This window comes from Micromonospora sp. NPDC047644 (assembly GCF_040704315.1).
Taxonomy (GTDB): Bacteria; Actinomycetota; Actinomycetes; order Mycobacteriales; family Micromonosporaceae; genus Micromonospora.
Window position 1 is genome coordinate 185,778 of the sequence record NZ_JBEYSY010000013.1, and the last position, 21,768, is coordinate 207,545.

At 70.4% G+C, this 21,768-nt stretch carries 20 protein-coding genes; 9 read left to right on the forward strand and 11 right to left on the reverse strand.

From position 1 onward, the window contains the following. Window positions 1-96 precede the first annotated feature (96 nt). The 4 genes from AB0877_RS22610 to mshC all read left to right on the forward strand — a co-directional run bounded on the left by AB0877_RS22610 (window position 97) and on the right by mshC (window position 3,672). Entirely contained in the window at window positions 97-810 is a 714-nt protein-coding gene (locus AB0877_RS22610; protein WP_366611223.1) for an MSMEG_4193 family putative phosphomutase, read from the forward strand. A 157-nt stretch (window positions 811-967) separates the two neighbouring features. Then, window positions 968-1,552, forward strand: a complete 585-nt coding sequence (locus AB0877_RS22615) for a DUF3090 domain-containing protein (RefSeq protein ID WP_366611225.1) — start codon at window positions 968-970, stop codon at window positions 1,550-1,552. Continuing rightward, window positions 1,549-2,367 carry an SCO1664 family protein gene (locus tag AB0877_RS22620; RefSeq protein ID WP_366611227.1) on the forward strand — a complete coding sequence of 273 codons (819 nt, stop codon included), beginning with the start codon at window positions 1,549-1,551 and terminating at the stop codon, window positions 2,365-2,367. The genes AB0877_RS22615 and AB0877_RS22620 overlap by 4 nt, the downstream gene beginning before the upstream one ends. 66 nt (window positions 2,368-2,433) lie before the next feature. Beyond that, complete coding sequence (gene mshC, locus AB0877_RS22625) at window positions 2,434-3,672, forward strand: cysteine--1-D-myo-inosityl 2-amino-2-deoxy-alpha-D-glucopyranoside ligase (protein WP_366611228.1); 1,239 nt, start codon at window positions 2,434-2,436, stop codon at window positions 3,670-3,672. Window positions 3,673-3,849: 177 nt separating this feature from the next. Here the strand turns inward: mshC and AB0877_RS22630 are convergent, their stop codons facing one another. From AB0877_RS22630 to AB0877_RS22640, 3 genes are all read right to left on the reverse strand, one after another. Next, window positions 3,850-5,055 (reverse strand): acetylhydrolase, encoded by a 1,206-nt coding sequence (locus AB0877_RS22630; RefSeq protein ID WP_366611229.1) that lies wholly within the window; start codon window positions 5,053-5,055, stop codon window positions 3,850-3,852. A gap of 327 nt (window positions 5,056-5,382) precedes the next feature. Next, window positions 5,383-6,174, reverse strand: coding sequence for a GntR family transcriptional regulator (locus AB0877_RS22635; protein ID WP_366611327.1), 792 nt, complete (start codon window positions 6,172-6,174; stop codon window positions 5,383-5,385). Between the two features lie 143 nt (window positions 6,175-6,317). Further along, window positions 6,318-7,187: a PAC2 family protein gene (locus AB0877_RS22640; protein WP_030332815.1), complete on the reverse strand. Its 870-nt coding sequence runs from the start codon at window positions 7,185-7,187 to the stop codon at window positions 6,318-6,320. Window positions 7,188-7,448: 261 nt separating this feature from the next. Between AB0877_RS22640 and metH the strand changes: the two genes are divergently transcribed. Further along, entirely contained in the window at window positions 7,449-10,964 is a 3,516-nt protein-coding gene (metH, locus tag AB0877_RS22645; protein WP_366611230.1) for a methionine synthase, read from the forward strand. 270 nt (window positions 10,965-11,234) lie between these two features. On the opposite strand, the gene AB0877_RS22650 is transcribed toward metH, so the two are convergent. The 4 genes from AB0877_RS22650 to AB0877_RS22665 all read right to left on the reverse strand — a co-directional run bounded on the left by AB0877_RS22650 (window position 11,235) and on the right by AB0877_RS22665 (window position 14,348). Further along, window positions 11,235-11,534, reverse strand: a complete 300-nt coding sequence (locus AB0877_RS22650) for a hypothetical protein (RefSeq protein WP_366611232.1) — start codon at window positions 11,532-11,534, stop codon at window positions 11,235-11,237. 203 nt (window positions 11,535-11,737) lie between these two features. After that, window positions 11,738-12,913 carry a helix-turn-helix transcriptional regulator gene (locus AB0877_RS22655; protein ID WP_366611233.1) on the reverse strand — a complete coding sequence of 392 codons (1,176 nt, stop codon included), beginning with the start codon at window positions 12,911-12,913 and terminating at the stop codon, window positions 11,738-11,740. Window positions 12,914-13,034: 121 nt separating this feature from the next. Then, window positions 13,035-13,568 carry an SUKH-4 family immunity protein gene (locus AB0877_RS22660; protein WP_366611235.1) on the reverse strand — a complete coding sequence of 178 codons (534 nt, stop codon included), beginning with the start codon at window positions 13,566-13,568 and terminating at the stop codon, window positions 13,035-13,037. Between the two features lie 387 nt (window positions 13,569-13,955). Further along, the gene (locus AB0877_RS22665) at window positions 13,956-14,348 is read right to left on the reverse strand and encodes a VOC family protein (RefSeq protein ID WP_366611236.1); all 393 of its coding nucleotides are present in this window, start codon (window positions 14,346-14,348) and stop codon (window positions 13,956-13,958) included. A gap of 615 nt (window positions 14,349-14,963) precedes the next feature. Here AB0877_RS22665 and AB0877_RS22670 point away from each other — a divergent pair. Next, window positions 14,964-15,716, forward strand: coding sequence for an MBL fold metallo-hydrolase (locus AB0877_RS22670; RefSeq protein ID WP_366611237.1), 753 nt, complete (start codon window positions 14,964-14,966; stop codon window positions 15,714-15,716). A 5-nt stretch (window positions 15,717-15,721) separates the two neighbouring features. On the opposite strand, the gene AB0877_RS22675 is transcribed toward AB0877_RS22670, so the two are convergent. Then, entirely contained in the window at window positions 15,722-16,618 is an 897-nt protein-coding gene (locus tag AB0877_RS22675; RefSeq protein WP_366611238.1) for an aminoglycoside phosphotransferase family protein, read from the reverse strand. A gap of 138 nt (window positions 16,619-16,756) precedes the next feature. Between AB0877_RS22675 and AB0877_RS22680 the strand changes: the two genes are divergently transcribed. Next, window positions 16,757-17,197 carry a VOC family protein gene (locus tag AB0877_RS22680; RefSeq protein WP_366611239.1) on the forward strand — a complete coding sequence of 147 codons (441 nt, stop codon included), beginning with the start codon at window positions 16,757-16,759 and terminating at the stop codon, window positions 17,195-17,197. A gap of 14 nt (window positions 17,198-17,211) precedes the next feature. Here the strand turns inward: AB0877_RS22680 and AB0877_RS22685 are convergent, their stop codons facing one another. After that, window positions 17,212-17,931: an SDR family oxidoreductase gene (locus tag AB0877_RS22685; protein WP_366611241.1), complete on the reverse strand. Its 720-nt coding sequence runs from the start codon at window positions 17,929-17,931 to the stop codon at window positions 17,212-17,214. Window positions 17,932-18,047: 116 nt separating this feature from the next. Between AB0877_RS22685 and AB0877_RS22690 the strand changes: the two genes are divergently transcribed. Beyond that, a complete protein-coding gene (locus AB0877_RS22690; protein WP_366611243.1) occupies window positions 18,048-19,016 on the forward strand; it encodes a LysR substrate-binding domain-containing protein in 969 nt (322 codons plus the stop codon). On the opposite strand, the gene AB0877_RS22695 is transcribed toward AB0877_RS22690, so the two are convergent. Together AB0877_RS22695 and AB0877_RS22700 are read right to left on the reverse strand one after the other, a co-directional pair. After that, entirely contained in the window at window positions 18,984-19,901 is a 918-nt protein-coding gene (locus AB0877_RS22695) for an NAD(P)-dependent oxidoreductase (RefSeq protein WP_366611245.1), read from the reverse strand. The two genes, AB0877_RS22690 and AB0877_RS22695, sit on opposite strands and share 33 nt — an antisense overlap. A gap of 58 nt (window positions 19,902-19,959) precedes the next feature. Then, window positions 19,960-20,988 (reverse strand): hypothetical protein, encoded by a 1,029-nt coding sequence (locus tag AB0877_RS22700; protein WP_366611246.1) that lies wholly within the window; start codon window positions 20,986-20,988, stop codon window positions 19,960-19,962. Window positions 20,989-21,159: 171 nt separating this feature from the next. Between AB0877_RS22700 and AB0877_RS22705 the strand changes: the two genes are divergently transcribed. Next, on the forward strand, window positions 21,160-21,744 hold the full coding sequence (locus AB0877_RS22705; protein WP_366611248.1) for a hypothetical protein: 585 nt from the start codon (window positions 21,160-21,162) through the stop codon (window positions 21,742-21,744). Window positions 21,745-21,768 lie beyond the last annotated feature (24 nt).

The window sequence follows — 21,768 nt, forward strand, 5'->3', positions numbered from 1 at the left end:
ATCCGCAGCGGCCCGACACCCCGACTTCCGGGAACTCGAGTTGATCACGGCGTACGCCTAGCCCGCGACGGCCCGCCGTCGGGCCCAGGTCATAGGGTGGTCACCGTGGCGACCCTTCTGCTTCTGCGACACGGCCGTACCACGGCGAACGCCGATGGCGGCCTGGCCGGTCGGCAACCGGTCGAGCTGGACGACACCGGGCGCGCGCAGGCCACCGCGGTCGGCGAGCGCCTGCGGGCGGTGCCGCTGGCCGCCGTGGTGACCAGTCCGCTCATCCGCTGCCGGCAGACCCTGGAGTTGGCGCTTCCGCAGGCCGCCCCGATCGTCGAGGACGGGCTGATCGAGTGCGACTACGGCAGTTGGGAGGGGCAGCCGCTGAAGAAACTCGCCAAGGAGCCGCTCTGGCCGGTGGTCCAGCAGCACCCCAGCGCGGCGGTCTTTCCGGGTGGCGAGGCTATGGCGGCGATGGCGGCCCGTGCCGTGGCGGCGGTGCGTTCCTGGGACGCCCGGGTGAACGCCGAGCACGGGCCCGAGGCGGTCTGGTTGGCCTGCAGCCACGGCGATGTGATCAAGGCCATCGTGGCGGACGCGCTCGGCGTACACCTGGATGCCTTTCAGCGGATCGTGGCCGACCCGGCGTCGGTGACGGCGATCCGGTTCACGCCGCTGCGTCCGTTTCTGGTGCGGCTCAACGACACCGGTGGCGACCTGGCGGCGCTGGTGCCGCCGCCGGCCAAACGGCGTCGGCGCGCGAGCCGTGTGGCCGACTCGGACGCGGCCGTCGGCGGCGGAGCGGGTGCGTCGCGGTGAGGCCCGTCACGACAGCGTCCCCGGCCCGGGCGTCGACGCAGGCCACAAGGCCCGCCACGCCCGGGTGTAACCCCTGGTACACCGGGCGCGCCGCCGACGCGGCGATTCGCGTCGGTGGGGTGCGCGACGCCAGGGCGGGCCGGATAGGGTCGTGGGTATGACCCACCAGGTGCACGCCTTCGAACCGCCGGAGCGGTTCGTCGCCGGGACTGTCGGACCGCCGGGGGAGCGCACGTTCTTCCTGCAGGCCCGCGGCGGCGGCAGGCTGGTCAGCGTCGCGCTGGAGAAGGTCCAGGTGTCCCTGCTCGCCGAGAAGCTCGAGGAGTTGCTCACCGAGGCGCAGCGTCGCTTCGGGGTGGACCTGCCCGAGCTGGCGCCGGTGATCGGCGACAACGAGCCACTGGACACTCCGGTCGACGAGGAGTTCCGGGTCGGGACGCTCGGGCTGGCCTTCGACGTGGACACCGCGACCGTGGTGATCGAGGCGATCGCGGCGGGCGAGGTGGAGCCCGAGGTCGAGCTCGGCGACGAGGACGAGGACGACGACGACGAAGAGGACGACGACGAGCCGGACGAGGACCTGGATCGGCTCCGGGTCCGGCTCACTCCCCAGGCGACCCGCCAGTTCATCGAGCGGGCCCGGCGAGTGGTCAACGCGGGCCGGCCACCGTGCCCGCTCTGCGGCCAACCGTTGGACCCCGCCGGGCACCTCTGCCCGCGGCACAACGGCTATCACCGGTGACCTCGTCCGGCCTCCAGCCTCGCCAGGACGGCGACGCCGCGCTGCGGCTGCTGCGTGACGGCGTCCTCGACCTGGAAGGTCGGCTGGTCGACGCGTCGAACACGACGCTGCGAGGCATCCTGACCCTGGACGGGTTGACCGCCCGCTGCGTCTACAAGCCGGTCCGTGGCGAGCGCCCCCTCTGGGACTTCCCCGACGGCACCCTGGCCGGCCGGGAGGTCTCGGCGTACCTGGTCTCCCGAGCCACCGGATGGGATCTGGTGCCCCCCACGGTGTTGCGGGACGGCCCGTTCGGCCCCGGCTCCTGCCAGCTGTGGATCGACGAGCCGGAGGACGCCGAACCACTTGTCGGTTTCCTGCCCGCCGGGGAACTGCCGCCACACTGGATCCCGATCGCCGCGGCCCGGGACGACGACGGCGCCGCGTACGCCCTCGCCCACGCTGACGACCCACGGCTGGCCCGGCTCGCGGTGCTCGACGCGGTGCTCAACAACGCCGACCGTAAGGGCGGTCACGTGCTCGTCGGGGCCGACGACCGGATCTACGGCGTGGACCACGGGGTGAGCTTCCACGTGGAGGACAAGCTGCGCACGGTGCTCTGGGGTTGGGCCGGTAAGCGGCTGCCCACGGACGCCGTGGAGATGCTCGACGCGCTGGCCGATCAGGTCGCCGGCGCGCTCGGGGCGGAGTTGGCCGACCATCTGACGATCAGCGAGGTGACCGAGGTGGCCGCCCGGGTCGACCGGTTGCGCGAGACCGGCTGCTTCCCGCAGCCTCCGGAGGACTGGCCGGCGATGCCCTGGCCACCCATGTGACCCGCTGTCATCTTGATCACCCGTGGGGCGCTCCGGCGTTGCCGCCGGCCTGGCTAGGCTGATCCCATGGAGTCTTGGGCGGGACACGAGGTGCCACGGCTGCCGGGCAGGGGCGAGCCACTGGCGTTGTACGACTCGGCGCGGCAGGGTGTCCACCCGAGTGAGCCGGCCGACGCGGGCAGCATGTACGTCTGCGGCATCACCCCGTACGACGCCACCCACCTCGGCCACGCCGCTACCATGATCACGTTCGATCTGGTGCAGCGGATGTGGCGCGACGCCGGCCGCCCGGTGCGCTACGTGCAGAACGTCACCGACATCGACGACCCGCTGCTGGAGCGGGCCGCCCGCGACGGCGAGGACTGGGTGGTCCTGGCGATGCGCGAGACGGCGCTGTTCCGGGAGGACATGGAGGCGCTCCGGATCATCCCGCCGGCGCACTACGTGGGTGCCGTCGAGTCGATTCCGGACATCGCCGACAAGGTCGAGGTGCTGCTCAAGGACGGTGCCGCGTACCGGCTCGACGACGGCACCGGCGACGTCTACTTCGACATCTCCGCGACGCCCCGCTTCGGCTACGAGTCGAACCTGAGCCGCGAGCAGATGCTGGAGATCTTCCCCGAGCGCGGTGGCGACCCCGACCGGGCCGGCAAGCGGGACCCACTGGACCCGCTGCTGTGGCGCGGCGCCCGCGAGGGCGAGCCGTCCTGGCCGGGCGGCGAGCTGGGCCCGGGCCGCCCCGGCTGGCACATCGAGTGCGCGGTGATCGCGCTCAACCTGCTCGGTGACCGGATCGACGTGCAGGGCGGCGGCAACGACCTGCTGTTCCCGCACCACGAGGCCTCCGCCGCGCACGCCGAGCGGCTCACCGGCCAGGCGCCGTTCGCCGAGCACTACGTCCACGCCGGCATGATCGGTCTGGACGGCGAGAAGATGTCCAAGTCCCGCGGCAACCTGGTCTTCGTGTCCCGGCTGCGCGCCGACAAGGTCGACCCGATGGCGATCCGGCTGGCGTTGATCTCCGGGCACTACCGCAGCGACCGCACCTGGACCGACGACCTGCTCACCGCCGCGCACGAGCGCCTGGACCGTTGGCGGCGGGCCGCCGCCGCGCCCGCCGGGCCGTCCGGGGCCGAGCTGCTGGCCGAGGTACGCGCACGTCTGGCCGACGACCTGGACACCCCCGGAGCCCTGGCCGCGGCCGATCGCTGGTCCGAGGCGACCCTCGCCGGTGTCACCGACGACCCCGAAGCGCCTGCTCTCTTCGCGACCACGGTCGACGCCCTCCTGGGCATCCGCCTCTAGCCCGTGCGCGTCGGTTCGCGCGCCCGTTGATCGACTCGGTTCCGGGGAAGTGGCGGTGTCCAGGGCGGTAGGACGCCCCGACTTCCAGGAAGCCGAGTCGATCAAACGGCTCGGCTCAGGACCAGGTCGGGGTCGGGGTCGGGGTCGGGGCACCCCCGCACGGCGTGGACGATCGGGTCACGGAATGAACGCCACCTCGGGGAAGGACCGGCTCGGGCCGTCCAGTAGGTGGCCGCCCCGGTGCCGCAGGTGCAGGTCGAAGAATGCCAGCGGGTACGCCTGCCCGATGCGGACCGCGCGGGCGGGGTCGAGCGTTCCGACCCAGGTCACGAGGTCTTCGTCGCTCATGCCGATGAGCTTCGCCAGTTGCGGCACGAGCCACTGGTTGTCGGTGTGGGACGAGTGGATCGCTTCGGCGGTCTGGATGTTGAGTCGCCATCCCCGTAGGTGCGTGAAGAACTCGGCGACGGCGGGCTCCGCGGCCCGGGTTTCGTCCACAGTCATCAGCATGAACGGCCGGTACAGGTCAGTGGTGGGCATCGGCTGCGACACCATCGGGGCGTCCAGGCTCAGCCCGGCCCGGACCCGTCGGTCGGTGCCCATGGTCAGGGCCGTCGCGGTGCCGCCCTTCGACCAGCCGAACATGCCGATCCGACTCAGGTCGAGGGCGGCGCCCAGCCCGGTCGGCAGTGGCGCGTGGTTGACGTCGGGGTTGCCCCCGGCGGCGAGGTCGCAGATCTGATCGAGGACGAATCGGACGTCCCTGGTGTAGGTCCACGGGGTGGAGTCGACGTCTTCCTCCTGGACGGTGACCCGGCCGTCGGGGAATTCGCTGAATCCGTCGTACGTGTGGTCCACGGTGACCACCGCGTACCCGTGGCTGGCGAGTTCCTGCACCACGATGGTGGTGTCCGAACGGTGGCTGCCGGCGCCGTGCGAGTACAGCACCACCGGCAACCGCCGGCCCGAGTGCCGCACCGGGGCACCCTCGTGCCCCGCCGTCAACGGCGCCAGGGCGGCGTGGGGGTCGAAGCCTGCGGATTCCAGCAGCACGCGCATCGAGGCGGCCGTCATCCACGGGGAGCGCGGGTGGTGCCGCTCGTTCCGGGCGGGGTACCAGACGCTGATCATCAGTTCCCGATACCGCCCCGGCCCCGCCAGCGGTTCCGGCCGCGACCGGTCGAGCAGATGCAACGGCACCACACCCACGCGGTACGGCCCGGTCGGCCGGGGGAGAGTGAGCGGGGCCGGGCCCGCATCGGCGGTCGCCGCCGTGACGCGGCCAGCGACGCCCAACGGTACGCCGGCCCCGACCGCCAGCGCGGCTCCGACAAGGCCACGGCGCGTGATCCCCCGTGCACCAACAGGTTTCGCGGTTGGCATTGATCCTCCCCTGGGTCGCCCGACGCCGGAACCGGCCCGCCCGGCCGTCTATATAACCGCAGTATATATACCGAGTGTATAGATGCAACGACGGCGACGCGTCTCGACAAGGGTGAGCTCTCAGGGGCACCCACGCGCGCGCCCATCGCGCCGATCTTGCAGTTTCTGTCCCAGCGAAAGGTGCAGAACAGGCAAAAAGGCGACCGAAAGCGCAAGATCGCGGGGCGGCGCGGGGCGGCGCGGGGCGGGGCGGGGCGGGGGCGGGGCGGGCGGGCCCGGGGTGGGGTGGGGTGGGGTGGGGCAGGCCGGGGGTGGCGGCGGGGCTGGCTAGCCAAGGACCAGGCCGGGGTCGGGTTCCGGGTCGGGGGTCGGGCCGGGGATCTTGTACTCCTCGGTGAGGGTGGTCATCGGGCCGGGCCAGGTCGCCTGGGAGACCTCGATCGGCTTGCGCTGCGCGTCGTACGCGATGTGCAGCAGGTGCAGCACCGGGGTGTCCGGCCGGATCTGGAGGGTTTCGGCCTCCTCCCGGCTCGGCTGGCGGGCGCTGATCGTGTCGGTGGCTGAGACGTACCGTCGTCCGGTGGCTTCTTCGGCCTCCTGGTAGAGCGGCCGGCCGAACGCCTCGGTGCGCTCCAGTGAGGTCCCGGCGGTGTCGCGGGGCAGGAACCAGGAGGCGCCCACCTCGACGGGGGAGTCGTCGGTGCGGACGAGGTGCCGGCGGCAGAGCAGGTTGGTGCCGTCGGAGACGCCGAACGCGTCGGCCACCTCGGCGGGGGCGGGGGCGTGCCCCACGGAGACGAGTTGCTGACGGTATCGGGCGGCCAGGTCGGTGTGGTAGCCGCGGAAGCCGCCGTACCGGCCTCGGGAGAGGCGGTTGAGGCGGCGGCGGGTGCCCCGGACGTACGTACCGGAGCCGGGTTTGGTGATCAGGATGCCCTCGACCCGCAGCTGGTCGACGGCGCGTTGCACGGTCTGCTTGGCGACGCCGAACATCTCGGCGATGGCCGGGATGGACGGCAGCCGCTCGCCCGGCCCCCAGTCGCCGCGCCGGACCTGGGCCTTGAGCTGCGCGGCGATCTGTCGGTGCGGGAACTCGGCTGCCCCGGGATTGATCTGCACACTCGCCTCCGTGATCACATCTAGGTTCCTAGGATGCCCTAGCGAGTGTGACGGCGCTACCCCGGACACGCGAAAACGGGCCTCCGGACCACAGAGGGTCCGAAGGCCCGCAGAGGGTCCGAAGGCCCGCAGCGAGAACAGTGCTACCAGGAGCCGGCGGTGGGGCCGGCCGAACCACCCCGACGGCGCAGGTACTTCTCGAACTCCTGGGCGATCTCGTCACCGGTCAACGGGGTGATCCCCTCGTCGCCGACCCGCTCCTCCAGCTCACGGACATACTCGCCCAGCTCGGCGTCCTGCTCGGCCGCGCTGCGCACCCGCTGCTCCCACTCGGCCGACTCCTCGGCCAGGTCGGCCATCGGCACCGGCAGGTCGACGACCTCCTCGACCCGGTGCAGCAGGGCAAGGGTGGCCTTCGGGCAGGGCGGGTTGTTGGCGTAGTGCGGCACGTGCACCCAGAACGAGACGGCGTCCACCTCGGCGCGGGTGCAGGCGTCGTGCAGCACGCCGACGATGCCCGTCGGCCCGTCGTAACGGGTGGGGGTGAGCTGGTAACGCTCGGCGGCCTGCGCGTCGGAGGCGCTGCCGCTGATCGGCAGCGGCCGGGTGTACGGCACGTCGGCCAGCAACGCGCCGAGAAGCACCACCCGTTCCACCTCCAGGCTGTGGCAGATCTCCAGCACCTGCTCGCAGAACGTCCGCCAGCGCATGCTCGGCTCGATGCCGCGGATCAGCACCACGTCCCGGTCGGTGCCCTCCGGGCTGGCCACCATGAACCGGGTCGTCGGCCACTCCACCCGCCGGGTCTCCCCGTCGGCCATGGTGATGGTGGGCCGGCTGACCTGGAAGTCGTAGAAGTCCTCCGGATCCAGCTCGGCGATCTGCCGGGCGTTCCAGACCTGCTCCAGGTGCTCGACAGCGGCGGTGGACGCGTCGGCGGCGTCATTCCAGCCCTCGAACGCGGCGATCGCCACCGGGGACCGCAGCACCGGCAGTCCGTCGAACTCGGTCACGCCGTCACCTCACCCTGCTCGTCGCGGCTGGCGCCGGGACCGCGCCCGGTCGTCATACCGTGTGGCACGGTGGCGTCCCTGTTGTCCTTCACGTCCGTCAGCCTACGTGCAGGGCGAGGGCGCGGCCCGTCGGCCGCGCCGGTCGGCCGCTCCGGCAGCAGGTCATACCCGAACGAACCAGACAGCGTGATCCCGGTGACACAATAGGGGATCGCACGAGGACGGGCGTGGAGTCGGGCCGAATCGCACTAACCTGAACGGGTGCGGACTTCATTGATGGATGTGCTGGCTGATCGTATTCTCATCGCCGACGGCGCGATGGGCACGATGCTTCAGGCCGCGGACCTCACGCTCGACGACTTCGACGGGCTCGAGGGGTGCAACGAGATCCTCAACGTCACCCGCCCGGACGTGGTGCGCGGGGTCCACGACGCCTACCTGGCCGTCGGCGCCGACTGCGTGGAGACCAACACCTTCGGAGCCAACCTCGCCAACCTCGCCGAGTACGACATCCCGCACCGTATCCGCGAGCTGTCCGAGGCGGGCGCCCGGATCGCCCGGGAGGCCGCCGACGCGGCCAGCACCCCGCAGCGGCCCCGGTTCGTGCTCGGCTCGATCGGGCCGGGCACCAAGCTGCCCACCCTCGGGCACGCCGCCTACTCGACCCTGCGCGACGCCTACCAGGAGAACGCCGCGGGTCTGATCGTCGGTGGCGCGGACGCGTTGATCATCGAGACCTGTCAGGACCTGCTCCAGGTCAAGGCGGCAGTCGTCGGGTCGAAGCGGGCGATGGCCGAGCTGGGTCAGACCGTGCCGATCATCTGTCACGTGGCGGTGGAGACCACCGGCACCATGCTGGTCGGCAGCGAGATCGGGGCTGCCCTCGCCGCGATCGAGCCGCTCGGCGTGGACCTTATCGGGCTCAACTGCTCGACCGGCCCGGCCGAGATGAGCGAGCACCTGCGCTACCTGTCGCAGCACTCCCGCATCCCGCTGTCGGTGATGCCGAACGCCGGCCTGCCGGTGCTGACCGCCGACGGGGCGTACTTCCCGCTGACTCCCGTGGAGCTGGCCGAGGCCCTGGAGCGGTTCATCACCGAGTACGGCGTGGGGCTCATCGGTGGCTGCTGCGGCACCACCCCGGAGCACATCCGGGTGCTGGCCGAGCGGCTGCACGGCGTCACCGCCCCGGCCCGTGAGCCCCGGCACGAGGCGGGCGTCTCCTCGGTCTACCACCCGGTGCCGTTCGCCCAGGACGCGTCGGTGCTGATGGTGGGGGAGCGGACCAACGCCAACGGCTCGAAGGCGTTCCGGGAGGCGATGCTCGCCGGCGACTGGCGGGCCTGCGTGGAGATCGCCCGCAGCCAGGCACGGGACGGCTCGCACCTGCTCGACCTGTGCGTGGACTACGTCGGCCGCGACGGCACGCAGGACATGCGGGAGCTGGCCGGTCGGTTCGCCACCGCGTCCACCCTGCCGATCATGTTGGACTCCACCGAGCCGGCGGTCATCGAGGCCGGGTTGGAGATGCTCGGTGGCCGCTGCGTGGTCAACTCGGTGAACTTCGAGGACGGGGACGGCCCGGAGTCCCGCTACGGGCGGGTGATGCCGGTGATCCGGGAGCACGGTGCCGCCGTGGTGGTGATGTGCATCGACGAGGAAGGGCAGGCGCGCACCGCGGCGGACAAGGTCCGCATCGCCTCGCGCACCATCGACGACCTGACCGGCCGATGGGGCATGGACCTGTCCGACATCCTGATCGACACACTGACCTTCCCGATCGCCACCGGGCAGGAGGAGACCCGCCGCGACGGCATCGAGACGATCGACGCGATCCGGGAGATCGCCCGCCGTTACCCGGGAATCAACTTCACCCTGGGCATCTCGAACATCTCGTTCGGGCTCAACCCGGCGGCCCGGCAGGTGCTCAACTCGGTGTTCCTGCACGAGTGCGTGCAGGCCGGCCTGACCTCCGCGATCGTGCACGCCAGCAAGATCCTGCCGATGTCGAAGATCCCCGACGAGCAGCGCGAGGTCGCGCTGGACATGGTCTACGACCGACGCCGCGAGGGGTACGACCCGTTGCAGCGCTTCCTCGAACTCTTCGAGGGTGTCGACGTGACGAGTGCCCGGGCCAGCCGGGCTCAGGAGTTGGCGGCGTTGCCGCTCGACGAGCGGCTGAAGCGGCGAATCATCGACGGTGAGCGCAACGGCCTGGAGGCCGACCTGGACGAGGCGATGGCCGGCGGTCGGTCCCCGCTGTCGATCATCAACGACATCCTGCTGGACGGCATGAAGGTGGTCGGCGAACTGTTCGGCTCCGGCCAGATGCAGCTGCCGTTCGTGCTCCAGTCCGCCGAGGTGATGAAGACCGCGGTGGCCTACCTCGAACCGCACATGGAGACCATCGAGGACGGCGGCAAGGGCCGCATCGTGCTCGCCACCGTGCGCGGCGACGTGCACGACATCGGCAAGAACCTGGTCGACATCATCCTGTCCAACAACGGCTACGAGGTGGTGAACATCGGCATCAAGCAGCCGATCAGCGCCATCCTGGACGCCGCCGAGGAGCACCGCGCCGACGCGATCGGCATGTCCGGGCTGCTGGTCAAGAGCACCGTCATCATGAAGGAGAACCTGGCCGAGATGGCCACCCGCGGGGTCGCGGAACGCTGGCCGGTCCTGCTGGGTGGGGCGGCGCTGACCCGCGCGTACGTCGAGGACGACCTCCGGTCGACGTTCCCCGGGCAGGTGCACTACGCGCGGGACGCGTTCGAGGGTCTGTCCCTGATGGACCGGGTGATGACGGCCAAGCGCGGCGGCGCCCCGGTGATCGACCCGGAGCGCGAGGCGGCTCTCGCGGCCCGGCGGGCCCGCCGGGAACGGCAGCGCTCGATGGTCACCACGTCGCTGCCCGAGCTGCACGACTCATCGGTCCGCTCCGACGTGGCCGTCGACGTGTCGGTGCCCACCCCGCCGTTCTTCGGCACCCGCGTCGTCAAGGGCGTGCCGATGGCCGACTACGCGGCGCTGCTCGACGAACGGGCCACCTTCTCCGGGCAGTGGGGGCTGCGCGGCGCCCGGGGCGGCAGCGGACCCTCCTACGACGAGTTGGTCGAGACCGAAGGCCGGCCGCGGCTGCGGTACTGGCTGGACCGGCTGATCGCCGACCAGGTCCTTGAGGCAGCCGTGGTGTACGGCTACTTCCCCGCGTACTCCGAAGGCAATGACCTGGTGGTGCTCGACGAGAACGGGCACGCGGAGCGCGCCCGGTTCTCCTTCCCGCGGCAGCGGCAGGAGCGGCGGCTCTGCCTGGCCGACTTCTTCCGACCCCAGGGCGACCAGCTCGATGTGGTCGCGTTGCAACTGGTCACCGTCGGCCAGCCGGTCAGCGAGTACGCGGCGAAGCTGTTCGCCCGCAACGAGTACCGCGACTACCTGGAGGTGCACGGCCTCTCCGTGCAGCTCACCGAGGCCCTCGCCGAGTACTGGCACCAGCGCATCCGTGCCGAGATGACCCTGCCCGACGGGCGTCCGCTGGGGCACGACGACCCGGCGGACCTGGCCGGCATCCTGCACAACGACTACCGGGGCTGCCGGTACGCGTTCGGCTACCCGGCCTGCCCCGACCTGGAAGACCGGGCGAAGATCATGGATCTGCTCGGCGCGGACCGGATCGGGGTCGAGCTGTCCGAGGAGTTCCAGCTCATGCCCGAGCAGGCCACCGACGCGATCGTGGTCCACCACCCGGAGGCCAACTACTTCAACGCCAAGTAAGGGCGGCCGTCGCTCGGCGTGGTGGCCGTGTATGCGGTCCCCGTGGGCAGTCGCAGCCCGGTCGTGCGACGAGCGTCGGTCGGCGCTCGGCGTGTGGCCGGGTTGCGCGCGTGTCCCGTCGCATCGTGCTCGACGTCTCGGTCGCTTGGCGGAGGCAGTGGTCAACCAGGCTGTGACGGGACAGGCCAGCCGAGGCGGCCTGCCCTTCCTTAGCAGCAGGCCGCAACGAGACGCCCCGCCAGCCCTTCACCGGGCTGGCGGGGCTTCAGGTCAGCGGGTCCAGGCCACGAACCTGTCGTACAGGTCGGCGGTGGCGACGGTCGGCAACTCTTCCAAGGCCACATCGAGCAGGCCACTGACATACATGGACAGGTTGACCCGGTTGGCGTCGAACTCCTCTGCCAGGCGTACCCGCGCCGGGTCGCACGGCCAAGGCTGCTCGCATGCCTGACAGTCCCACTGCGGCCGGCGGGGCATGTGCTCGCCACCCAGTCGACTGTCCAGCGCTGCCACCGACCGTTCCGCGTAAAGGGCGTTGCCCGCCCGCACGGTTGTTGGTACCTCCGACATCAACGCTGCCCCCTCTGTCACTGGCTGGAGGGCGCCCGGTCATTCCCGGCACGGACGCCCCCCGCCTCTCTGCGGAACGGCGGCGACGGTCGCACACATCGCGTCGGGTTGATGTTCGTCACCGCCGTCCGTGAACGGGACGTTACGGGCGGTCAATGACGACTTGAAGGCGGCGGCTGTCCGCTGATCGCCGAACCTGTCCGCTACCTGCCAGCGGTGGGCTTGAACTGCTGCAACACGTCCCGCAAGTCGGCAGCCTCCGGTGCGCCCGACTGCTCCACCCGGCGCCACACCTCCCGCGCCCGCCACCAGTTCGACGGCACAACACGCCCCGACGCCACCGCCTCCGCGGCGAACGCGGCCGCCTCATCAGGGCGACCGGAGGAGGCGAGCGCCAACCCCAAATCGAGGCGAGCCGACGCCGACCGTCGCGGCCGTTCTCCACCGTCACCGCGCGGATCCAGATGCGCCAGAACCTGCCGAGCCACCCGCTCCGCGCCCGGGTCACCCGCCCACGCCAACGTGGTGGCCATATACGCCTGAGCCTTGGACGGGTCGTACCGGTAGTGGTGCTCCGCCCTCTCCGGTGCCGGCAGGTTCGAGGTCAACCGTTCAACCCGGTCCAACGTCTGCCGTGTCTTACGGACGTCGCCCATCCGTGCCCACGCCCGCGCCTCCTGCGCTGTCGCCTGGATATGGGCGGAACTACCGATGGGGGCTACCTCCTGTGCCTGCTGGGCCAGGCGCAGGGCACCTCGGTAGTCGCCGGTGGTCAGCACCTCCCACGCCCTGGTTTCCAGGCACCAGCCCAGGATCTCGGGGTGGTCGGCGTGGTCGGCGAGCCCGGAAGCGGCGGTGAGGTGGGCGCTGGCGGCGCCGGGCTGTTGCAGGTCGATGTGCACGGTGGCCCGCAGTACGGCCAACCACCCACCGGCGACGACGAGGCGCCGCTGTTGGGCGACGGTGGCCCGTCCGGCGAGCAGCCTGCCGACGTGAGCGAGGTGTTGGCGCACCATGGGCAGCAGGTCGGTCGGGGCGGTGGTGGGGTACAGGCTGGCGAGGTCGTCGACGCCTTGTTCGATGCGGGTAAGGGTGTGGTTGCTGACGTCGCTGGCAGCAATGCGTTGCAGCAGGTCGTCGGCTTCAGCTTCGTGATCGATCGGCGCGGTGACCAGCCGAGCGAGCGCACCACCGGCGTTGAGCACCTGGTCGAGATGTTGGGCGGTGTCGGCGGTAGGCGCTTTGCTGCCGATCTCGAGTTCGTGAAGGTGACTCTTACCCCGGTGAGTGAGTTGCGCGAGTGCCCACAGGGACAGGCCGGTTTCCTCACGGAGCTGCCGGAGCATGGCACCGAAGCGCCGGTCGACGTGGGACGTCATTGCTGTGCTCCCAGGTAGCGGTCTGGGTGGTGGATCCCCGACCGCTACAACCGGCGGCACCACCGTGGACCACGCTACCCGCAGTGTAGTGACTGGCTGTGGAAGACGATGGCGACATCAATCAGTAGAGCCACCGGTCGAGCACGCCGGGCCAGAAGTGGGTTGTGTGGTCGCCGTCCCCGAACGCGGGCGGGTCGAGGTCCCTGATCCGTTCCAACAGGTCGGCGAGCTCCGCGAGCGCCTTCTCTTCGGCCTGTTCGTCCTCGTAGCAGCGGTCCATGACGGTCGAGCTGGTCAGCCAGGTACCAACCATGTGCAGCGAACACAGCCAGTGGACGATGGTGGAGTTGACGAATCCGGCGCTACCGTCCGGCGACCAGATTGACACCTCGCCGGTCCCCGGCGCGGCACCGTACACCGACAGCGGGTCGTCAGAGTTCGCCAGCCGGTACATTGTCGGCTCCGCGGCGAATGACACCGCACCGACAAGGTCATCGATCAGTGGTACACCACAGAAGACCAGCGCGGCCTTCTGCTGCTCGGGAAGCCACCACCTCGCCACATCCAGTTCGGTGGCACGCACCACCCGCCCGGTACCAGCCCAGGCCGCCACCGCTTTGAACGCGGGAGGCAGCGGAAGGTCATCAATCGGCACGCCGACGAGGGTAGTCCGAGCAGGACGGTTCGTCGTCCGGCTAGACGAGCTTGTGATGATCAGTCCCACCACAGGGCAACCGCGACCGGTGCCGGGCGGCGCGCCAGTAGAGGTTGCGGATCGCCGTCAGGTGGTGATGCAGGTATGCCCGCGGATGTCCGTCGAACGCGGGTATGCCGAGGGCCGCCGATGCGGCCGCAGGATCCAGCGGTACGGCGGCCAGTGCCGCCTCCGGGTCCACGTAGCTGAGTCCTTCGTGGCCGGTGGTGCGTCGCTCGCGGGCGAGGGCGGCGGCGGTGTTGGCGAGGAGTGCTCCCGCCCGTATCGCGAGCGGATCTCCGCTAGCCGGTCCAACACCTCGAAATCCTGGCCATCCGGTCTGGTCGGTCAGCCGAGCTGAGTTGGTGTAGCCGTGGCCTCCCAGGTGGTCAGGCAGAACGGGTGGCCCGCCGGATCGGCGTAGACGTAACACTGTTCGCTGTTGGGCTGAAAGTCGTACTTTGTTGCTCCAGCAGCGAGCACGCGGGCCTCGGCGGCGTCTCGGTCCACGACCATGAAGTCGAGATGCATCATGATCGACGAGGCGGGGTCGGGCCAGGTGGGTGGCGTGTATCCGGGCACAGTCTGGAAGTTGATCCGTCCGGCCGGGCTCAGCACGCAGGCCCAGCCGTCCCCGGCGTGTGTCAGGGTTCCGCCGGTGATGCTGGCGTAGAACTGCGCCAAGGCGACGGCGTCCGGGCAGTCCAGGGTGACCGCGCTGAGCCTGATCTCGTCGGACATGTCTCCTCCTGTGGCCCGTGCCGGCCGGTTGCTAGGCGCGCCCGCACCGATACGACGACCAGCACGCCGGCCCGCTCGACAAACTGGACGACGCAACCTAACGCACACGTGCAGCAGCCAGGGTTGCCGCCACCGCTTGGGCCGGACGCGACGTCTCCGGACCAAGCGCGAGCGTCAGAAGGAATGCCTGAGCTGCGGTGGCCAGGGCGGGCACCTGCCAAGTCATTGTGTCGAAGGATGTCCGGCGAGCTGCGACGACCGCATAGGTTGCCGTGAGCACCTGTTCGGAGATCTGGGTCTCGTCCGGCCTGGCGTCTGGGCTTGGCACCATGACGTCATCGTGTCAGCGCGTTGCAACGCGGACGAGAGGCACGTCGGCCCCAGGCTGCGGGCAGCCACCGAAGCCGTCCTGCCTTGTGTCATTCTCCGTACCAGAGGCAGGATCGAATACGGGGGAGCGCTCGGTAGCCCGTGGTGGCAGACAGCCAAGACGCCCAGGCAGGGGTTCATCCTCGGGGGCGTCTGGTTTAGCCGGTGCGTCTCCCGGAGGCTCATGGCGGGCGGCATCCCTACCAGCGGTGCCCATCCCAGCTGAGGCGATGACAAGCTGTGCGGATGCGACAGGTCACAGTGCTCGGCAGTTCCGGTGCCTTTCCCGAGCCGGGCCGTGCCTGTAGCGGCTTTGCTGTGGACTGGGACGGCTACCGCCTGGTGCTCGACCTGGGCTACGCCACACTGCCGCGGTTGCTCAGGCACTGGCCCGATGGTGTGGTGGACGCCATGGTCATCACCCATGAGCACCCGGATCACTGCGTCGACCTGCACGGTCTGTTCAGGATGCGGTTCTACGGTCAGCCCGGAGGGCCACGGCTGCCGCTGTACTGCCCGCCCGGCGTGCTCGACCGGCTCAGCGGCCTGGAGCCCGATGTCGACCTGCACACGGTGTTCGACCTGCACCCACTACCCGGCAGCTACCGGGTCGGGCCGTTCGACCTGACCGGGGTGTCTCTGCCGCACTTCGTGCCCAACGCCGGCATCCGGATCGAGGCCGACGGAATCGTGGTGGCCTACTCGGGGGATACGGGGCCGACTCCGGCGCTTGCCGAACTGGGCCGCGACGCCGACCTGTTCATCGTCGAGGCGACGGATTACGACGGCGAGGCCAGCCGTCCCACCCGAAACCTGATGACCTCCACCGAGGCCGGACTGTGGGCACGCCGGGCGGGTGCCCGCGGCCTGCTGCTCACCCACTTCTGGCCAGGCAATGACCGGGCAGCCGCAGTGGCAGCCGCTGAGTTGGAGTTCGGGGGTGCGGTGTTGGCGGCTGAGGAGGGGCTCACAGTGATGCTGGGGACTCCAGCCAACTGACCGCCTCAGACCTTTGTGTTCGCCACGACCCGGTCAAGGACGAGGCGGCCCATCTGGTACATGACGGGGTTGGTCTCGACGTAGTACCAGATGGCACCGAGAGCCTGTTGGAAGCTCCATGCCTTGGTGCGCTCCCACTCCAGGTCGTCGCAACCCAGCTTGTCACGGAACACCGCTCGGGACGCATCGTCGAAGAAGTACCAGCCACACATGGGGTCCAGGGCGGGATCGGCTGGAGCGAAGTCGCCGGTGTCGAGCACGCCCACCAGCCGGCCGTCGGCCACCAGGACGTTCAGCGGCTGCAGGTCGCCATGGGACATGACGTCGGCCGACGTGTGTGGCAGTTCCCGGAAGTGACTCCACAGACGCCGAAGCGTCGGGACCTCGAGCAGACCCTCGCTCTTTCCGAAACATTCCTCGACCCACTCGTCGTGGTCGGGTAGGTCGCCGCCACGGTTGTTGCCCTGGAACCGGCGGCCCTGGGTGTCGGTGGCCCGAAGCGCGCCGATCAGGTGGGCCAGGTCAATGGCGAGTTCCACGGACCCGTCGATGTCGACGGGGGCGATGCTTCCCGGTACCCACGACTGCAGCGACCACGGCAGGGGATAGTCCTTTCCGGGGTTGCCGATCGCGATCGGCCAGGGCGCCGGGAATGGGCTGTGGTCGGCGAAGCGTCGGGAGGCCTCAGCCTCCCGTTGCAGGAGCTCGGCGGCCACGGTGACATCACGTGGCCGCAGCAGGAACCGGGCCGCCACGTCGTCGCCGATGCGGAAGATGGCGTTCACGGTGCCGTTCGACGTGACGCGCCGGACCGGTGCCGTCTCCCACCGAGGGAACTGATCCGCTATCAGCTCGCGGACGACGTCATCGGTGATCGCCAACTCATCGTCGTGCATGGCCATCCGGAAGATCTCCGATTCTGGTCGGCGGGACGGGCACACATCGCGCAGGTGGCCAGCCCGGATGTCGAGAACGCTGACGTGGCTCCGTCTCAGGGAGGATGCGGCAACGGTGACCGCACCAGACCAGGGAGATCCAGCATGGCAATCCAGCGGATGGACAACGTCCTCATCGTTGTCGAGGACCTTGACGCCGTCATCGGGTTTTTCGTCGAGCTCGGCATGGAGATGGAGGGTCGGGGGCCGGTCGAGGGGCGCTGGGTGGAGCGGGTGATCGGGATCGACGACGTCCAGCAGGAGGTGGCGATGCTGCGGACCCCGGACGGCCACGGCAAGGTCGAGCTGGCGATGTTCCACCGACCGTCGGCGATCAGCGCGGAGCCGAGGAACGCGCCGGCGAACACGCTCGGCATCCGACGCATCATGTTCGCCGTCGACGACATCGACGACGTGATCACCCGGCTGCGGGGCCACGGCGCGGAACTCGTCGGGGAGGTGGAGCGATACGAGGACATCTTCCGGCTCTGCTACGTCCGGGGGCCCGAAGGCATCATCGTCGGCCTGGCCGAACAGCTCCGCTGACAGGTGCGGCGGGCTCAGGAGACCAGGGTGCCGCCGTCCACGGTCACCACCGTGCCGGTGGCGTAGGTCGCCCGCAGGAGGTAGACGAACGCCTCCGCTACCTCCTCGGGTTCGCCCACCCGGCCGAGCGGAAGCGCCTCGCTGAGCTGCGCGTACATCTGCTCCCGGGTTTCGGTGGGCAGGGAGTCCCACAGCGGTGAGCGGATCACGCCGGCGGAGACGGCGTTGACCCGGATCGGGGCGAGTTCGACGGCGAGCGCGCGGACCAGCGCGTCGATCGCCCCGGTGATGCTGGCCGCGACGGACCAGCCTGCGCTGGGCCGGTGGTTGGCGGTGCCGGTGGTGAGGGTGATCGACCCGCCGGGGCGCAGGTACGGCAGTGCCGCGTTGACTGCCGACAGGGAGCCGAAGTAGCGCAGGTCGAAGGCGGCCCGGGCGGCGGCGAGGTCGAGGGCGTCGACGGACATCAGCGCGAGGGGTTCGCCGGCGGTGTAGACGAGGTGGTCGAACGAGCCGAGACCGTGGAACAACTGGGACACGGCATCCGGGTCGGTGAGGTTGGCGACGTACCCCTGGGTGGTGGTTGGCAGGGTTGTCAGGGCGCGGTCCACGCTGCGCTGGTTGCTGGAGGCGACCACGACCTGGGCGCCTTCGCGGGCGGCACGGGCGGCGGTGGCGAGGCCGATTCCCGAGGTTCCGCCAAGTACGACGACGCGCTGGTCGATGAGGGTCATGATCGTGTCCTTCCGCAATGGGGTGGTGGAGACGGTTACCACCGTGCGTCGCCGGGAACGCCCGCGTCCAAGACCTCTTTGACCTCCTGTAATGCCCGTTGGGTATCACTCCATTCATGCCCGGCGGGTATCATGGAGCCGCCCGGGAGCGGCAACCGGACGGGGGCGGGGTGGACGTCGATCTGCGCAAGCTCCGCTACTTCGTGGTGGTCGCGGAGGAACTGCACTTCGGCCGGGCCGCCGCCCGGCTGCACATCGCCCAGCCGGTCCTGTCGCGTCAGATCCGGGCCTTCGAGTACGAACTGCGCGCCACGCTCTTCGTTCGGGACCGCCGCTCCACGGTGCTGACCGAGGCCGGCCGACAGTTGCTGACCGACGCCCGTCCGCTGCTGGCCTCGGCTGACGCCCTGCGGCGCCGGGTGCAGCGGGCCGCGCACGGCCGGCCGACGTTCACCATCGCGTTCATGCCCGGCCTTCTCGTCACCGCCGAGGCCCGCACCATCGGCCAGCGGCACCCCGACCTGGCCGTCAACGTCGTTCGTACGTCCTGGGACGACCAGGCCGACATCGTCCGGGAGGGGCGCGCGGACGTCAGTTACGTCCGGCTTCCGGTCGACCAGCGCGGGCTGTGCCTGCGGCCACTGTTCACCGAACCCCGGGTTGTCGTCCTACCCACCGATCACCGGCTGGCCGGCAGGGAGTCGGTCGACCTCGCCGAGCTGCTCGAGGAACGGTTGTTGCAGGACCCGGACGCAGTGCCGGAGTGGCGGGACCTGCCGAACCGTCCCACCGACCCCGATCCCCGACCTCGGCCCGCGCTGAACTCCGTCGAGGAGAAGCTGGAACATGTCGCCGCGTACGCCGGGATGGTGATCCTGCCGCTGTCGACGGCGACGTTCTACACGAGACCGGACGTCAGCCACGTGCCCGTCGCCGACCTCGGCACCAACCAGGTGTGTCTGGCCTGGGCCGAGGGCAACCGGTCTCCGCTGGTGCACGAGTTCGTCGAGATCGCGGCCCAGCAGGCCGGTCACGGCCGACCCCGCGAGGGGTCAGGTGGCGCGGATCGGGAAGGTCTCCCGTAGGGCCGGGTCCAGCGGCCGGCCGGTGGTCGGCTCGATGAACAGGTCGGCGAGCAACAGGTCGGGGAGGTGGCTGGGGTTGATGCCCGACTCCTTTCGGCCGAGGGCCTGCGCCGCGCCGCCGAGTCGCAGCGCGGCCCGCGCCGCGCCGGCCGGCAGGCGGCCGACCCGGCGGGGCCGGCCCACCGCCGCGGCGATGCGCCCGATCATGTCCGCCCAGGTGAGGTTCTCGTCGGCGACCGGGAGGTCCGCGCCGCTGGCCTGCTCCAGGGCGTCGACCGCGACGTCGGCCACGCTGCGCGCGGAGGCTGCGGCGCTGCCACCGGTCGGGGCGACCAATGGGGTACGCGAGCGGGCCCACCGGTCCAGCGGACCGGCCCAGTTGGGCAGCCGCTCGCCGGCCCGACCGAAGACGAAGGGCAGTTCGAGTACGGCCACCGGCAGTCCCTCGCCGGCCGCCGCCCGCCCCTCCCGGGCCTGCTCCAGGCGGCACCGGATGTACGTGTGCCGTTCGGCGAGGCGCCACTGGGGGTGCAGCCGGTCGAAGTACGTGTAGTAGGAGCCCATCACGACGCCCCGGGTGAGACCTTCGAGGCGGGCGGCGGTGAACAGGCGTACCACCGGGTCGACGTTGTCGCGGCGGAACTCGGGATAGATCGGCTTGGGCAGCGGCCGTTGCTCGTCGGTGCGGGTGGCGTAGACGACGCCGTCGTGACCGGCGAGCAACCGCCGCAGCTCGTCGACCGGGGCGGACCCGACATCGAGCAGGTGGTCGATGCCCGGCTGGGCGGTACGCGCCACGGTGGTAGCGGTGTGACCACGCTCCCGCAGGACGTCCACGACGTGTGCGCCGATCAGGCCGCTGCCACCCACCACAAGAATTCGCACGGTGCATCGTCCACTCTGGAACCGGTGTCTTGTCAACCCACGAGCGCCACCGGGCGGGTCACTGCTTGTTCTTCGCGACGTTGTAGATGTCCAGGACGTCGTCGTCGAAGTAGGGCCCGTACATGTTTCCGGAGTACTTGTACGACATCACCGAGTTGACCCACCCGAACCGGAGGTCGTTGTCCCAGGCGCGCAGGAAGGGGCCGCCGCTGGCGCCCTTGTTGAGCGGGCAGTTCTTCAGCTTGATCCGTTGCGCCCCGGCGACCTTGGTGGTGCCGGAGGAGAAGAATTGCGACTGCCCGTCGAACGGCGGCTCGCCCGGGTAGCCGAGCAGCATCGCCGAGAACGACTTCGACTTGTTGACGCTGAGCCCCTGCCCACCGGTGACGTGCACGAGCCGGTTGCCGCCGAGGGGGTGCATGGTGACGAACGCGAAGTCCCACCAGAGGTAGCCCCAGTCGACCCAGCCCTCCACCGAGGTGAACTCCTTGGCCGACCAGAGGCCGTGCAGTGGCTCGCCCTCGGTGAACTCCGGCGCGTACACCCAGTTGTCGAACCAGACCGACCCGCCGTCTCCGGGGTGTACGCAGTGACCGGCGGTGGAGACCAGGTTCGCCTGAGGATTGTTGATGGTGGCACCGGAGCAGAAGAAGTCCTCGTTGTGGTGGGTGAAGAAGACCCGGCCGACACCGGGCGAGGCGTTCACCGCTTGGGCTCCCTGCCCGCTGCCCGCCGGGGCCGCGCTCACCCTCGAGGTCGAGGACCGCGGTGCCGCCGGTGCTGCCACGTCGCGGGCCGCGCCGACGCGGCCGGGTCGGTCGGCGGCCTCCCCGTCGGGTGCGTCGGCTCCGTCCGGCATGGGAGCGGGTCGCGCCGCTCGGATGCGCTCCGGGGTCCAGTAGGCGGTGACCAGCCTCGCCGCGGTGTCGGCGTCGGTGGGCACCTGCCCGTGAATGGTCGCGCGCGCTTCGGCCACTGTCGCGGACCCCGCGGCGGTTGTCGCGTCGGCCTGGGCCTGCGGCTGCGCGACGGTGACGGCGGCGAGCAGCATGACACCGGCCGAGATGAATCCGAGCTTGCTTCGCACGGGACCTCCTGGGATGGGGTGGTGGGGCCGATGCGTTCCGGCGTCCTGACACAGACGCTAGGCTCGGAGAAAGGGTCCACAGTAGGCATGTCGTATACGGTCAGTGACGGTTGCCTGACTGCGGGATGCGTCACCGTGTGTCCGAGAACTTCTCACAAACGGGGGTTGGGGATGCCGGAACCGCGCGCCTTCTGGCTGGACGAGCAGTTCGACCGTGAGCACGGCACCGACGGGCGTGGCCGGTACGAGGCCGAGGTGTTTCGCCGGATCGACGAGTTCGCCGACACCTGGGGTGACTTCGCACCCGTGGCGTTCGCGGTGACCGCCTGGCGGCTGGCCACCGAGCTGTCGCCGGGCTTCGTCCGCTGGCACCGGCGGATCATCTCGGCGACCTGCGAGCGCAGCCCGTGGGACGGCAGCCTGGTCTGCACGGTGGCCGTGGCCTCCCGCTGGCCGGCCGAGCTGACCTGGACCAAGCAGTGGCAACGCGACCGTGGCTGGCAGGACTGGCCCCGGCTGTTCGGCCAGTTCACCACACCCACCGAGCAGGACCAGACACGCCGCCCGCACCTGCGCGCGCTGCTCCAGGTGGAGGCGCCGGTCCCGCTCGACGACCTGCCGCCCACGCCCGACGGCCCGGACGACGAGGTCGTCGCGGCGGCGCGCCGGGCCGTGGCGGTGCTGGCCCGGGAACTCAACGACCTCCTCGCACCGATGATCGGGCAGCTCGACGCCGGAGTTCCGGCGGACTCCTGAAACGCCCGCCCGCCGGTAGGGTCG